Consider the following 15,126-nt stretch of genomic DNA (forward strand, 5'->3'; position numbering starts at 1 on the left):
GACCTTACCCCTATGAGCATGGAAGAAGTACGGGAAATACGACCTTCGCCAAACCGCCGGAGGAGGTTTCACGGTACTTGTAGCTCATGTCCTTGCCCGTTGCGTACATCGTTGTGATGACCGCATCGAGGGAAACTGCTGGAGCAGACTCGCGATTCATAGCCATAGTGGCTGAGTTGATCGCCTTTACAGCACCGATAGCGTTTCTTTCCACACAAGGAACCTGTACCTGCCCGCAGATCGGATCACAGGTGAGGCCGAGGTTGTGTTCCATGCCGATTTCCGCAGCGATGCAAACCTGCTCAGGGGTGGCACCGAGCAGTTGAGCCAGACCTGCGGCAGCCATAGAACAAGCCACGCCAACTTCGCCTTGGCAGCCAACCTCTGCACCAGAGATGGACGCATTCATCTTGTACAGTGCACCAATCTGCGTGCAGGTGAGGAAGTAATCTGCGTATTCCTTCTCACCAACTGGGGCGATGAACTCGTTGTAGTAAGCCAAAACAGCTGGCACAACGCCACAGGCACCATTAGTTGGAGCAGTCACCACGCGACCACCGGAAGCATTGGTTTCACAGACTGCAATTGCAATCATGTTTACCCAGTTGACGCTGGTCAGTGGGCCGACTTTACCGGTTTCCTGATGGGATTCCAGGCGTTCCTTCAGCGCCTTTGCACGGCGAGGGATACGCATTGGCCCAGGCAAAACACCTTCGGCCTTTTCACCGCGTTCGGTTGCTTCCTGCATGACGTTCCACACCTTGGCCATGTGTGCCTTAACAGCGGCTTCCCCATGGGCTTCGATCTCGTTCGCCATGGCGAGCTCTGGGATGCTGATGTTGTGCTTCTCACACAGACGCAGCATGGTATCGGCAGTTGGGAATGGGTATGGAACTGGTTGGTGCGTGGTACAGCGCTTGCCTACTTCGTCCGCCGGCACGATGAAACCGCCGCCGATCGAGCAGTATGCCTTGGTCAAAATGACTTCATCACCGCGGTAGGCAGTGACCGACATGGTGTTTTCGTGTGCAGGGTGGAAGTCATTGTGGAAGATGATGCCGTTTTCGCCATCAAAGTCCACTTCCTTTTGGCTGCTACCAATTTGAATCTTGCTGGTAGCACGTACGGTGTCCAAGAAGATAGGGATTTGATCGATGTCCACCGTCTCTGGTTCGAAGCCAGCAAGGCCCATGATGATGGCGTCATCTGTCGCATGTCCCTTTCCGGTGAGGGACAAGGAACCGTATACAGCCGCTTCAACCCGATCGACCACATCGATGAGCTCACTTGATTCCAACTCGTCGACGAAGGCCTTTGCTGCCTTCATTGGGCCCAGGGTGTGAGAGCTTGAGGGGCCGATGCCGATCTTGAACATTTCGAAGATGCTAATGAACATCTTGATTCACTTCCGTTTCTTTCCTGATGCTCGAACTAGAAAGCCTGGATGATGTTGTAAACGATGGTGCCGGCGGCAATGAAGCCGATGAGCCAGACGAAGTAGTTGCTGAAGTGGCCGCTGAAGCGCTTCAGGGCAGGGACCTTCATCATTGCGTACTGAGGCAGGAGGAAGAGAAGGATGGCGATCGTTGGGCCACACAGAGTCTCGATCATGCCCAGGATAGATGGGTTAGCCCAGCCGGTGAGCCATGCAGTGACGAGCATGAAAACGAGGGTGAAAGTTTCCAGTGCTTTGCCCTGAGGGCCTTTTCCTGCAGATACGCGCTTGACGATGCCTTCGAAACCTTCTGCAGCACCGAGGTAGTGGCCCAGGAAGGACTTTGCGACGGCGATGATTGCGACGATCGGGGCAACCCAACCGATCACTGGGTCATCGAAGTGGTTAGCAAGGTAGGACAGGATGGTGATGTTCTGTTCTTTTGCTTCTGCAATGTTCGCTGGGGTGAGGGACAGCGCGGTGGAAAAGACGAAGAGCATAACTACGACGACCATGAGCAGTTCAGCTGCAGCAAGGATCTTGCCGGTCTTCTTGTCGGAGTGAGCACCATAAATCTTCTTGTTCTCCTTGGCGAAGGAGGAGATGATTGGCGAGTGGTTGAAGGAGAACACCATCACTGGCACGAGCAGCAGGAGGGTTACTGCGAGTCCGTGGCCCGAGGCTGCGGCGACAGACTCAAGGTTGAAGGTGGTGAACAGCGCGCCGGTCCACTGTGGGATCAGGTACAGCGAGAGGGCAACCAGGATCGCGATGAATGGGAAGACCAGGACAGACATGACCTTGACCACGACATTCGCACCGAAGCGAACAATGACGATGAGACCACCGACGAGGATGAGGGACAGCAGCCCACGTGGTGGAACCGCCATGTGGAGCTGGTGCTGCATGAAGGAGGCCACCGTGTTAGTGATGGTCACGGAGTAGACGAGGAGGATTGGGTACACCGAGAGGAAGTACAGGATGGTCATGGCCATGCCGGCCTTTGGACCGAAGTGCTCTTCCACTGCCTCAGTGAGGTCTCCGCCCTCAGAAGAGGAGGAAAGGACGAAGCGGGTGAGGCCGCGGTGTGCCCAGAAAGTCATTGGGAATGCAACGAAGGTCATGATGAGCAGCGGGATAATGCCGCCGACGCCTGCGTTGATTGGGAGGAACAGAACGCCAGCGCCGATGGCGGTGCCGAAGAGGCTCAGCATCCATACGGTGTCGCCCTTATTCCATTTAGGGGCGGAACTGGAGGAGTTTGCGGATGGGGCGTCATCCATCTTGGAGCCATCTGGCTTGATTGCGATTGACATGAGGGGTTTTCCGATCGAGTGCGGAGTTAAGAGAAACTTTGCATTTCACTTGTCTACCCTTCGACGTTCGTGATGTGAAGCACAAATAATTTCTCAACTGACATGTTTCACACTAGTCGAGTTTGTCCAGTTTGCGAAAATCTTTTTAACATTTAGGGCCCTTTTGCGACCTTTTTCACATTGTTGAACAGGAGCACGAGGAGTCCTACACCTTAGATTTCAACGAAAAACGCACCATTTATACCGTTCTAGCTGCAATAACTTCAACACATAGTCCCATTGGTGAACATTGTTAGTTCTTTTGCACTTTTTGAGTCTGGGACATATTTTGCAATGAGAATTTTGCATTGGCTTCCCGCGCAAATTCTCGCAGCCGTACATTTCTGCAAAATTTGCTCGCAAATTTGAGCTGTGCCGACTCCTTTGGCTTCGATTCGACCGGAATGTCAGCCCCAAATCGAGAAAACTAGGCCGTGCGATCGCCGAACATCCCGTTACATCGCCGCGATGTGGTCGGCAATGAGTTAAAACGAGCACAAGTTTTCGCATCACTCCCCTTGCGCACTTCACGCCATCCATAACAGACGATAGCCTTAGGCAAAGAAACCCCATTTGGCAAAAGATGACGCACCAAAGTTTCTCGACGGTAACCGCGGCGGGGTCACCGAAAATGGCTTTTCCTTGAATTACTGTTCGCACTCTCAACAACGACTCTGGAGAGATCACGCTCCGTTACCAAGATGGACGGGGAGCAAAACAGTTGCAATCAGCGCCACCGGTTCTCCCAGAGCGCCGCAATCCAACTCAGACGGTAGATCGGAACTATTGCCAGCTGGTCGTTCGCCCATTTATTGGCAGCAGTCGGTGTGCGTCGAGTGTTAAACCTACTAGTAGCGCTAGGAGAAGCTGGAACAATCACATACATCGCGAAGTACGGCTAGTTCCGAAGGAAACAAATGACCCGGCTCATCGTCAGAATTGTCGTATTCCTAGGTGGAGCCTTGGGGCTGGTTTACAGCTCAAACAACCGCAAGAAACAACCAAACCCAAAAACAAGTAGCCGCGCTCCGGGAGATCGCCGGGTAGGCCCGTGCTTTTCGACGCCCCCAGCGCTCGCGCCCACCGCGACACAACAACAAGCCCCGCTCCCCGCCCCTAGCAGCTAAGGCATCGGGGGCGGGGCTGCGCCGCCGTCCGGGCTATGCCTGCATCACGCCGTCGATAAGCCGCGCGGATTCGGAGAGCAGCATCGCTGCCTCGCGTTCTTTGGCCACCGCGCCGGTGCCACCCAAGTTGCGATCAACGGGCTTTTCGTAGAGCGCAGCGCCGCCGTGCATGGCGCCGAGGACGCGGCGCAAACCGGCCTCCTCGCGGTCTGCGGCCGCGGCCTGCCAGGATGCCAGTCGGGAGCCCAAAGCAGCCTCAAACGCAGCCGGATGCACGATGGCGATCAACGCAGATACGTGTCCGAAGCCCAGAGAGGTAACCAGACCAGCCTTTGGTGCACGACTACGCAAGTCAAGCGCAGTACGCAACCACACCAAGTGTTCGTTCTTTGCCAAAGCAGGATCCACGCAGTCCAGGGAACGGTTTGGCGGAACCACGCCAGAACGCAGCACCTGAGTCAGCCCTATCATCTGGAAGGCCGCAGCACCACCCTTTGCATGGCCGGTTAGGGCCTTCTGGGAGATCACGAACAGTGGATTACCCTCAGTACGACCGATCGCGCCTGCGATGCGAGTGTGTAGATCAGATTCGTTCGGATCATTGGCTTCTGTCGAGGTGTCATGCTTGGAAATAATCGCAATTTCATCAGCGCTAACGCCCACGGCAGCCAATGCGTGGACCAATCGAGAATCCGTACCTCCACGCGCAGCACCCAGCGCACCGAGGCCAGGAGCCGGGATAGAGGTATGCGCGCCATCGGCAAAGGATTCGGCAAAGGCCACGACACCGAGCACTGGTAGCCCAAGATCAGCTGCTACCGAGGCACGCGCCAGCAGAATCGTGCCACCACCTGCGGATTCAACGAATCCGCCGCGACGACGATCGTTGGCGCGGGAGAAGAACTTGTCCTCGATTCCCTTGCCTCGCATCTCACCAGAGTCTGCCGTGGCTGCCATGTCGCCGAAGCCGGTGATGCCTTCCATGGACAGATCATCCAAGCCGCCGGCAACCACAAAATCGGCTTTGCCAAGGCGAATCTTGTCCATGCCTTCTTCTACGGACACTGCTGCCGTGGCACACGCGGCGACCGGGTGGATCATCTGTCCATAGCCGCCTACGTAGGACTGCATGACGTGGCCAGCCATCACGTTCGGTAGTGCTTCCTGCAGAATGTCATTCTGCCGTGGCTCAGCGAGCATGCCGTCGATGAACAAGGAACGCAGAGAGGCCATGCCACCCATGCCTGTTCCCTGTGTCGAGGACACCCGGGTTGGGTGCAATGAGCGCAGGATTTCCGCCGGAGTGAAACCGCTGGACAGGAAGGCATCCACCGTGCATACCAGGTTCCAGACGGCAACCCGGTCCAGGTTGTCCATCATGTCAGCTGGGATGCCATAAACCGATGGATCGAATCCCTCAGGGATCTGGCCACCGACGAAACGGGACATCGCCATTCGGCGTGGCACACGCACCGCGGAGCCTGCCTTACGGGTCACGATCCACTCCCCTGCCTCTGCGTCGAAGTGAGCCGTGGTGGTGTCGGGTTCCGAATCTACAAAGGTGCGGGCGGCAGCCTCATCGGAGACATTGAAGCTCAGGTCGCGGTCCAGGTAGACGGTAGTCAGCTCCGGCATGAGGTTATCCACCATGCCGAAGTCATCGTGGTACTGGCGCACGCCGACACGAGCAAGAACCTCGTCGTGGAAACGCTCGAAGATCTCTTCTTCTGCCACCGGTTCATCGGAAGCGTCGTACCAACCTGGCTTTGGATCCTCATCCCAGTGGATCAGCCCCATGGACCATGCCAGCTCGGTGACGCCAGCGGCGGAGAGGTCACCGTTCAGCTCGGCGTCGAAACGCGTCCGGGCAGATCCATACGGGCCCAGCTCGCCAGCACCAACGATGACCACCATGTCTTCGAGGCGTTGCGTTACCTCGAAGGACGGCGTGGTGGTTTCGAATCGGCGGTACGGGGTAGGCAGCGCCTTGAGCGTGCGTGGTTCCTCCACATCCTCCGCTTCGACAGCTGCTGCAGCCGCATTTCGTGCCAGCTCAGCCAAATCCAAATCCGCCTCGCCGAGACCACCGGTGAAGTCCTTGGTGATCGGATCCTGCGCAGCAGACTTACGGACCGTTGGCTCGATCTGAGAGAGCAGCTCCTCGGCGATCTCAGAGGTAGCGTAGGTGCGCACGCCAGCCGACTCCACAGCATCGACCAGCGGATCGTTGCCGCCCATGAGGCCAGTGCCGCGCACCCAACCGATGAGAGCGTGGACGAGGGAGGTACGAGCGCCCCAGACAGGTTCTGCATGCCAGCGGGTAACCAGCGCGTCAAGGGCGGCCTTGGACTCGCCGTAGGCACCGTCGCCACCGAAACGACCACGGTTCGGCGAACCTGGAATCACCACATGCAAGCGCTTGCCGATCTCAGTATCGACGCCGATTGCGGACAGCCCCGCGATGAGCCGCTCAACTGACCAGAGCAGCAGTCGCATCTGGTTCTCGGCCTGCGGGCCAGCATCCACAAGGGAACCGGAAACGCGAGGTGCCGCGAATGGGAACAGCAAAGTCGGAACCAGTGCAGCCTTCAGCACCTTCTTAGCACCGTTGACCGTAGCCGTCTGCTCAGTACCAATCCATTCGATGATGGCATCCAAATCCTGGTAAGAGGACAGGTTAGCTGGAACAACCCACAGCGCAGCCTGACCGCGGGCAGCGCTGCGATAAAGGTTCTTGTAGAACTCGAGGCGCTCGTGGCTCAGGCTCGACGTAGTCACGATGACCGTAGCGCCACCTGCGAGCAGCCCTGCTGCGACAGCGGCCGCAATGGAGTTCGGGGACGCGCCCGTCACTACCGCTAGATCCCCGGCGTACTCCAAGGCTTCAGTCGAACGTGCTTGTGCCGCCAGCTCCGTCAGACCGAAGTACTCTGCCTGCTTAGCGACGGCCTCGCCTGCGCCAGTCACATCAATCTCGGTGAGCTCGCCCAACGCAAACCGGGCGATGTCTTCGCGAGCAGAGGCCCAACGGTCGTCGAGGAGCACTGACTTGTTCGCGTCAAAGGACGGGGCCACCTGACGTGGCCAGTCCGAACCCAGTTCCTTAGACACGAGCTCAAAGAGTGCCACGCTGTCATCCTGCTCAGCGAGCTCATTCTGATGCGTTTCATTGAGCCCCAGGGAGGACAAGATTGTGCGAGCAGTTTCCGCAAGGACACCCTCACGACCGGTCACGGCCTCAGCGAACTCGCCGAGCGCAGCGGAATCTACGACTCCACCGCCAGCGCCTCCTGCCGATGGCAACGCAACGGAAACGCCCCGGCGCGCCGCTACGGCCTGTACTGCGGCGTCGATGAGCGCATCGAGTTCAGCAGCGTTACTTGGGGTGGCAGGGCTCAGCGAAGCTAGGTCACCGCCGCGCAGGGAGGAGCCCTCCCGAGCCCCCATCACTACCGCTGCCTGGACATGGTCGGCCCAACCCGGGCCGAGCTGCCACGTACCGGTGACGCGTTCGGCAATGTAGCTCGGGCGCTTGCCGGTCGGGCCGGTGATGCGGCGGAGGGCATCTGCGGAAGCATCGGAAAGCACCGGGCCGAAAGCAGAGTAGCCCTTGGCCATGCGGGAAACAGTATTCTTCAGGTCCTCCAGTTCCGCATCGGCAGCACCATCAATGGCGCCCAATCCGAACTCCACGCCGAGGTCCAGCAACAATTGGTTACGGCGAGAGGAAACGCCTTCTACCAGCGTTTCAATGGAATCGCTTGCCCCCATTTGCTCTGGGCGCACCTTGGTCCAGATTGCGATGAGCATCTCGGTAGCGTCGGATGGGGTGAAAGCAATGTCCTCCGGGCGTGGTCCCCCGGTTGCAGCTGGTGCTACGACGGCAGGAGCTTCGGTAGGTGCCTCCGCAACGTTCTCGGAGGCTGCCGGTGTTGCTGTTTCCAGGTCTGTATCCGCTTCGACTTCGCGAGTAATGGCATCAGTGGCGAATACTGTGGTGGCATCGCGCTCAACGTTGAGCACCTCGATGTCTACATCGCGGTACTGCGGTAGGCGTAGGGTCTGGCCGAGCATGTTCGCGATAGTCGGCGCAGATCCCACGCCTACCTCTACGAAGCGCTCCACATCGAGTGACGTCAGTGCCAAGTGTTGCGTCTCGATCCAACGCACTGGAGAGGCGAATTGCCAGGCCAGGAGCTCGATGAGGAGGGTGCGTGCGAGCTGTTGTTCATCTGCTCGGGCACCGTCGTAGTCGGCAAGGATGGCGTCGAGAAGCGGGCTGGAGACCACCTCGGTCATGGCCACCACGAAGTCCCGCTCGAGAGAAAACGGGCGCGCAACCAGGTTGGGAATGTAGCGGCCAACCAGGATGTCCAGGTCGATCTCATGCGGGATCAAGGAATCCAGATGATCGCGGAATGCGCCTACACCGTCCCGTAAGTGTGAGGAGTGGAAGGGAACGTCGATGCCTGGGATCTGGATGAAGGCACGCTGCCCTGGTGCCCGCTTCTCGGCGTCGGCCGCCAGTGCTGCGAGTCCGGCGCGAGTGCCGGCAACAGCGTACTGGACACCGGCAATGTTGTAGTTCACGATCTCAACGAACTCGCCCGACTGTTCAGCGATCTTGGCAACATAAGGGAACACGTCCGCAGCGGAAATGCCCATCTTGTTGGGGCGCAGCGCTGCCAGGCCGTAGTTGGAAACGCCCCGTTCATCGCGCTCCACCAACCGGTGCATGGTCAGTCCACGCTGATAAACAATTTCCAACACGGCTTCGAGGGAGAGCACGCCGGCATAGGCTGCGAGGGCGTTGTACTCGCCGACGGAGTGGCCTGCGAAGTAGGCACGCTGGTTGAGCGCCGCAGCTTCGCGCATCTCAGCAACCTGAGCACATCCCAGCGTTGCCATGGCTACCTGGGTGAACTGGGTCAGGTACAGCACACCGTCGGGGTGCTGGAACTTCTCGCCCTGAACGATCACTTCCTGTGGGTTGTTTCGGACGATCTCCAGAATGGAGTAGCCGAGTTTCGCGCGGGTGTGCGCATCAGCGCGATCCCAGATATCGCGAGCCGCTGCGGATGATTGATAAGCAGCCATACCCATTCCTGGCGATTGGATGCCCTGACCTGGGAAGGCGTAGAAGGTGGTTGGTGCGGCCATGACTGCAGTGCCGGTCATGACCATGGTGCCATCCACCTTGGCAACGATCTCACGGACTTCGCCGAAGCCTGCGCGCTTATCGACGCCCGCGCGCTTCACGGTGAACTCGATCTCCGCCCCCGGCAGGATCGGTGCCAGCATCGTGGCGGTGTATTCAATCACCTTCTTTGGCTCAGAGCCCTCAAAGCCGGAGGATGCGATGAGTTCGGCGATAGCTGAGGTCCACATGCCGTGGACGATGACGCCGTCTGGCAGCCCGGCCAAGGAGGCAGCCACATTGGAAACGTGGATCGGATTGCGGTCTCCGGATACCACCGCGAATGGCTTCATCGAGGTCGGGGCGACCACCTTGGCGTAGGCGCGGAAGGAGCGTGGCGTATCGACGACGGTTGGGAATACCGAAGTGTTAGTGCGGGCAGTGGTCTTGCCGTTGCGGCCGCGGATGGCAAAGCGCTCGGATAGCTCCGCTGCGAGGCATTCTCCTCGATCAGGATAGGTGGCGTAGACCCGAGCACGCACCACTACGACGCGACCCATATCAGTATCAGACACCTCGTCTGCGGTGGCTTCAACGCGGATAGGGACGCTGCGGGTTGGCAGCGCATCCGGCTGAGCTTCCACCAGTTTGATGTGGTGTTCCAGGTGGACCAAGGACAGCATGCCTTCAACAACTGAAGCGGAGTCGGTGCCGGGGATAACGGCAGACTTCACAGCTGAGAAGATTGCCGGCCAAGCCAGGCCCACGATGACGTCGGGGGCGGTGCCTCCGGGGCGTACGGTGCGATCCAAGTAGGCAGCGGTGACATTGTTGTAGTCGGCGATGTGCTCAAGCGAAAGCTCGGTGTGCCACTGCGCTGAACCATCCTTGATTTCCGCCAATTCGCCGCCCGCCGCGATGCGGGTGAGTTCCCCCATGGCGGCTTCCGCGTCCGCTTGAGTCACTGCCGGCACGCCCGCGCCTTCCGGCAAGGTGAATCGGATCTTCAGCTCAGCGGTGGTGCCTGGCGCGGTGGAACCGGACAGCGGCACTGTCAACTCTGCGTGGTCCGCATCGAGGTCACAGATGGCAGCACCTGTTGGCGCGTGGGTGGCCGAGTCGCGGGTTTCGCTTAGCTCCCAGGCAGCTAGGTCTCCAAGGCGGGCCACCATAGATGCGGTGTTGCGGCCAGCCCAATAGGTGCCGTCTGCGGCCAATACCCGCTCGGTGGCGGTCTGCACTGTTTCGATGCCTTCACCGAGGCGCTCGATAGTGGCCTGGTTGAAGCGCGCGAGCAGTTCCGCGATCGGTTCATTGGCCTTGGTGATTCCCGCTACCGCTGCAGGTCCGGGAATGATGCAAACTTCGTCAGCGCTGTAGCGCTCGTCGTGTGCCTGCCAGAGGGAGTCTGAACGCCACCAGCGACGCACGTCCTTATCGATGACCGGCACAAAGTTCACCGGCTTGCCCGGGGTACGGCACAGGCCGAGGAACCACGCGATGTCTGCTGGGTGTAGCAGGTCAGCAGTTGGGTAAAGCTCACTGAGCTTTGCGACGGCAGCAGCCGGGTCTGTTCTCAGCTCCACCTGTGGCTCGAACTCGCCGTGATCCTGCGAGATGAGGCGGGATTCGGTGCGCTCGAGCATCTGTGCAAAGCGGTTCTTCCAGGAGACATCGGTCCACTGACCGTCCACCGGGCCGGAGAGCTCCAAGTAGCGGTTCAGCCAGCTCTCGTAGGTCATTTCAGCTAGGTCACCGAAGTACACCTTGCAGGTCTTGGCCATGGCAGCGATGATCTCCTCGCGGCGCTCAGCAACTGCTGCGGCATCGCCGGCAACCTCGTCCAATAGCCGTCCGCACTGTGCGAAGGAGTTATCGATCTCGTGGATATCAGCACCAAGCTGGGAGCGGCCCGAGGCCATTCCAAAAGCGCCCTTACCTGCACCGACCCATTCGTCCTGCCCCTTGGTCTCTACGAGCAGCTGTTTGACGGATTCGGAGGTCTTCGCTTCTTTAGCCGCCATGGCGGCGGTACCGATCAAGATGCCGTCGACAGGCATAGCCGGCAGGTCGTACTTTTCGGACCAGGTGCCTAGCAGGTAATCGGAGGCGCGCTCCGGGGTGCCGATGCCACCGCCGACGCAGAGAACGGTGTTTTCCGTGTCGCGGATCATGCCGTAAGTAGCGATCAGAAGCTCGTCAAGCTCTTCCCAGGAGTGGTGCCCGCCTGCTTTGCCACCCTCGACATGCAAGATGATCGGAACTTCAGGGACCGCGCGTGCGATTTCCAGAATCTGACGGACTTGTTTGACGGCTCCTGGCTTGAATGCGATCCAGGGGAAGCCGTTACCGCGCAGCTCGTGAATGAGCTCTACAGCCTCGTCAAACTCGGGGATACCCGCGGTGATGACGATGCCATCGATCGGGGCGCCGTTGAGCCGGGCTTTCTGCACTAGGCGCTTGCCGCCAATCTGCATCTGCCACAGGTATGGATCCAAGAACATGGAGTTGAACTGGGCATTAACCCCCGGGTTCAACAGCGAATCGAGCTTTTCGATGTTCGCATCGAGAATCTCCGGGGTGACCTGACCACCTCCGGCAAGCTCTGCCCAGTGGCCAGCATTGGCAGCGGCCGCGACGATCTCTGGGTCAACTGTGGTCGGAGTCATTCCGGCAAGCAGCATCGGGCTGCGGCCCGTGAGCTCGGTGAACTTGGTAACAACGCGCCCGTTTTCAAGGCGCGGAAGGAAATCGCAGTAACGAGTTGGCAGAGTTGGGGCGCTGCCGGCGTCGAAAAGCGCGGACTGACCGGTGTGGGTGCCGATGCTCAAAGCGGCTGCCCCGCGCCCGGAGACGATCTGGTTGCTTAACGCAGATACGCCCTCGCCTGGGCCAACGTCGAGTAGCCACCGCACCCCATCATCGACGGCCTCGGTTACCTCCGTCACCCAATCTTCGACTACGACGAAGGTACGCCCGGCCAGCTCATTAGCGAGATTCGCATCCAACCCAGCCTGCTGCGCCCAAGCGGTAGCTAGCTCAACCGCTGGCTGCATCTGAGAATGGTGGAAAGCGATCTGCACGTTGAGGAAGGCAAACTTCGGGGCGAATGGCGCGCCGCCACGCTTCTTTTGCTCGATCTCGCGGGCATCTTTCGCGGCCAGCTTTTCCAGCTTGGCTTTGAGAGCGCGCAACTCTGCTGGGGCCCCTACGGCTACAAACCAGTTGCGACCGTTACGCAGGCCAATCTCAATGTTGGTGCCCTGAATCGCCTGGGATAGCTGTTCACGTGCGATGCCCTGAATGGACAACATTGGGCTGGTTTCACCGTCGGCGACCAGGCGCAGTTCCCGGGCTACTTTGCTGCCGGCGGCCCCTATCAGCTGCGCAATTGCCAAAAACTCGGCCGCGCGGGTGAGGTCGCGCAGCGCGTAGGCCCCGAGGATGCCCTGCGAATGCCCCAGCGCAGTGTGCGCCGCCTCGACGTCTAGCCCCTGCGCTTCCAAGGTCATGAGGGTGGCAAGCTGCGCCGTGAGAATGCCAGGAACGCTTATCGACGCCATGGTCGTGTCAATCAGTGGTGGCTGCTCGGAATCGGCCCAATTCACAGGGTCGAAACCGAAAGGGCGTGCTGCTGCGATCTCATCTGCTACCGGAGTGAGTTTCGCTGCTGCCTCACGAACAATTTCCGCGATGTGACGAGCGGCGCCTGCAGACATTGATGTCCGTAGGCTGGCGAGCCAATCATAGCCTTGGCCTGCGAACACCAGGGCAAATGGCGTCTCAGCGAGTTCATCAATGAGGCGGTTTTCGCCTGCTACTCGCAGAATGTGCTGCTCAGTCACGTAATTTCCTCTTTCTTTGGGCGGGTATTGCAAGCGCCTTTAGGTGCACTTCTCCCAGATGTGCGGGATAACGCAAGCAAATATGCCACAGATCGTGAGGAAACCGTCATGTTTACACGAGAGTTAGTTAGCGTGTCGAAACTGTTCGGCCATGCTTTTTGCAGGTTGAAATATGTTTTCGGGATAAAAAGTAATTCCCGACCAGCTCCCCTACATTTGGGGGTGTTCTTCAGAATCGAGAACTTCGAGCACTAGCCCGCGCACTTGCTCGAGACTTTCGCCAGGTAATTCCACGTCACCGTCAAAGACCTGGCATTCACTTTCCGGAACAACCGCATCGGACTGCACGATGCCTCGCTCCGCCAAGTATTCGTCAATATGCCTTGAAATGCTCATTTCTCCTCCTTGCCCCAGCTTTAGCCTACTGACCGGCCTAGTTTTCGCTAGATTGGGATCTGCGTCACTATTCCTTATTATTATGACTCCAATTCCAAAGGGCCGCGCATGACCACATCACTCCCCACCGTAGGCACCACCGGACTGGCCAATGTCGTCGAAGACTCCGCCGTCATGGATTCCGGTATTCGGCCGCTCATTGACGGCACACCACGCATCGCAGGCCCCGCATACATCGCACAATGCGGCCCCGGCGACAATCTGATGATGCACGCGGCCATTTACCGCGCCCAGCCCGGCGATATCATCGTCTGCCATGCTGGAGACACTGCGGCAGCTGTCGCTGGAGGCAACGTATGCGCAGTAGCCCAACAGCGGGGCATTGCCGGTTTTGTCATCGACGGCAATATTCGTGATGTCGAAGAAATCCGAGAGCTCGGCCTGCCAGTGTATGCCCGGGGACTCTACCCAAAACCCGGCACCAAAAAAGCTCTCGTTCCAGCCGAGACTGTCACCGTGGGCGAGGTCCGCGTACACAACGGTGACATCGTAGTCGCCGATGAAGACGGCATCGTAGTCATGCCCGCCGATCAAGCAGCTGAGATCATGGCTCAAGCTGCGGATAAAGAAGCGGCCGAAGCCGAGGCTGGATTAGCTGCGTGGACTCAAGACCACCGCGCAAAAGTACGTGCAGCGCTAGCAGCCGCAGGAGACTTCGAAGGATTGCCGGAGTAGTTTACTTCGTTTCCGGGAAGCCCCCTACCCAAAAAGCAAAACACTAGCGGCCACCCGCACTTGATTGGGTGGCCGCTAGCAGTTGCGATCCAATGACCGCTCGTTGTGGGCCTGGGGAGACTTGAACTCCCACGTCCTAAGACACTGGAACCTAAATCCAGCGCGTCTGCCAATTCCGCCACAAGCCCGTGGTCATTAACATGGTACACGGCGAAGTCACACAGCTAAAATCGTGGCTCTTGCAGGCACAACAGGTACACTATTGCTTTGTGAGTGAAGATGTCGAACCTAAAAAGCCTCAAACACGGGTCAAAGCATCGCACATTGTGTTTGTCACCTTGGCGGTGCTGGCCACGTTAGGACTCGCCTACTGGCAGTGGACTAGGTTCCGCGCAGGTTCCGGCACCTTCCAAAACCTCGGTTACGCTATCCAGTGGCCTGCTTTCGGTTTCTTCATTGTCTATGCCTACCGGCGGTACATTCAGTTGGAGCAGGAACTGGAAACCACTGGCGTGGCCCCGGTAGAAGCTGAAAAGCAAAAGCGGGCCGAACAGGGTGAAATAACAGAGATCGACGAAGAATTCCTGCCCGAGCGCCCGCAGATTAACGTTGAGGAGTTCAACGCACTGAACGAACCTCGACGCAGAAAACGACAAGGATAAACATGACTACTCCACAGGTCCATCCAGAACGCAAGGCCCGCGTCGCTAAGGCGCTGAAGATGTTCTCCATCGCAGCCTTCGTAACGGGCATTTGGCTTCTGATTTTGGTCTCAGAGATGGTTTATAAGTACCTCATTCTGCCGTCTCCTGATGATGCCCCGGGCTGGTTCTTCTATGTTGCGCAGGCTCACGGCCTGTTCTACATGATCTACCTGGTCACTACCGTTAACCTCGGCATTAACGCCCGCTGGGAGCCGCTGAAGTGGATCACTACTGCGCTCGCGGGGACGATTCCCTTCCTCTCCTTCGTCGCCGAACATCGCCGTCGCAAGGAAGTAACCGCCCAGTACCAGCTCTAGTTAAAGAGCGAAGCGATCCGAAAGCCCCCGGGTGACTGCCGTTGGGACTTTCGGATCGCAAGTTTTTCTACAGCT

At 58.6% G+C, this 15,126-nt stretch carries 7 protein-coding genes and 1 tRNA gene; 3 read left to right on the plus strand and 5 right to left on the minus strand.

Annotated elements, in window-relative coordinates; translation table 11 throughout:
• Positions 1-10: 10 nt before the first annotated feature.
• From WG915_RS08545 to WG915_RS08560, 4 genes are all read right to left on the minus strand, one after another.
• Complete coding sequence (locus tag WG915_RS08545) at positions 11-1,396, minus strand: L-serine ammonia-lyase (protein ID WP_339564961.1); 1,386 nt, start codon at positions 1,394-1,396, stop codon at positions 11-13.
• 35 nt (positions 1,397-1,431) lie between these two features.
• The gene (locus tag WG915_RS08550; protein WP_339564962.1) at positions 1,432-2,751 is read right to left on the minus strand and encodes an HAAAP family serine/threonine permease; all 1,320 of its coding nucleotides are present in this window, start codon (positions 2,749-2,751) and stop codon (positions 1,432-1,434) included.
• 1,199 nt (positions 2,752-3,950) lie between these two features.
• Positions 3,951-12,899 (minus strand): fatty acid synthase subunit beta domain-containing protein, encoded by an 8,949-nt coding sequence (locus WG915_RS08555; protein WP_339564963.1) that lies wholly within the window; start codon positions 12,897-12,899, stop codon positions 3,951-3,953.
• Positions 12,900-13,109: 210 nt separating this feature from the next.
• The gene (locus WG915_RS08560; protein ID WP_339565019.1) at positions 13,110-13,295 is read right to left on the minus strand and encodes a hypothetical protein; all 186 of its coding nucleotides are present in this window, start codon (positions 13,293-13,295) and stop codon (positions 13,110-13,112) included.
• Positions 13,296-13,403: 108 nt separating this feature from the next.
• Here WG915_RS08560 and WG915_RS08565 point away from each other — a divergent pair, with 108 nt between their 5' ends.
• A complete protein-coding gene (locus tag WG915_RS08565; RefSeq protein WP_339564964.1) occupies positions 13,404-14,030 on the plus strand; it encodes an RraA family protein in 627 nt (208 codons plus the stop codon).
• 106 nt (positions 14,031-14,136) lie between these two features.
• Here WG915_RS08565 and WG915_RS08570 read toward each other — a convergent pair.
• Positions 14,137-14,218, minus strand: a tRNA-Leu gene (locus WG915_RS08570).
• 81 nt (positions 14,219-14,299) lie between these two features.
• On the opposite strand from WG915_RS08570, the gene WG915_RS08575 reads away from it, so the two are divergent.
• A complete protein-coding gene (locus tag WG915_RS08575) occupies positions 14,300-14,692 on the plus strand; it encodes a hypothetical protein (RefSeq protein WP_339564965.1) in 393 nt (130 codons plus the stop codon).
• A gap of 2 nt (positions 14,693-14,694) precedes the next feature.
• On the plus strand, positions 14,695-15,051 hold the full coding sequence (locus WG915_RS08580) for a DUF3817 domain-containing protein (protein ID WP_339564966.1): 357 nt from the start codon (positions 14,695-14,697) through the stop codon (positions 15,049-15,051).
• The last annotated feature ends 75 nt before the right edge of the window (positions 15,052-15,126 follow it).

The organism is Corynebacterium sp. H128, assembly GCF_037482625.1.
Classification (GTDB): domain Bacteria; phylum Actinomycetota; class Actinomycetes; order Mycobacteriales; family Mycobacteriaceae; genus Corynebacterium.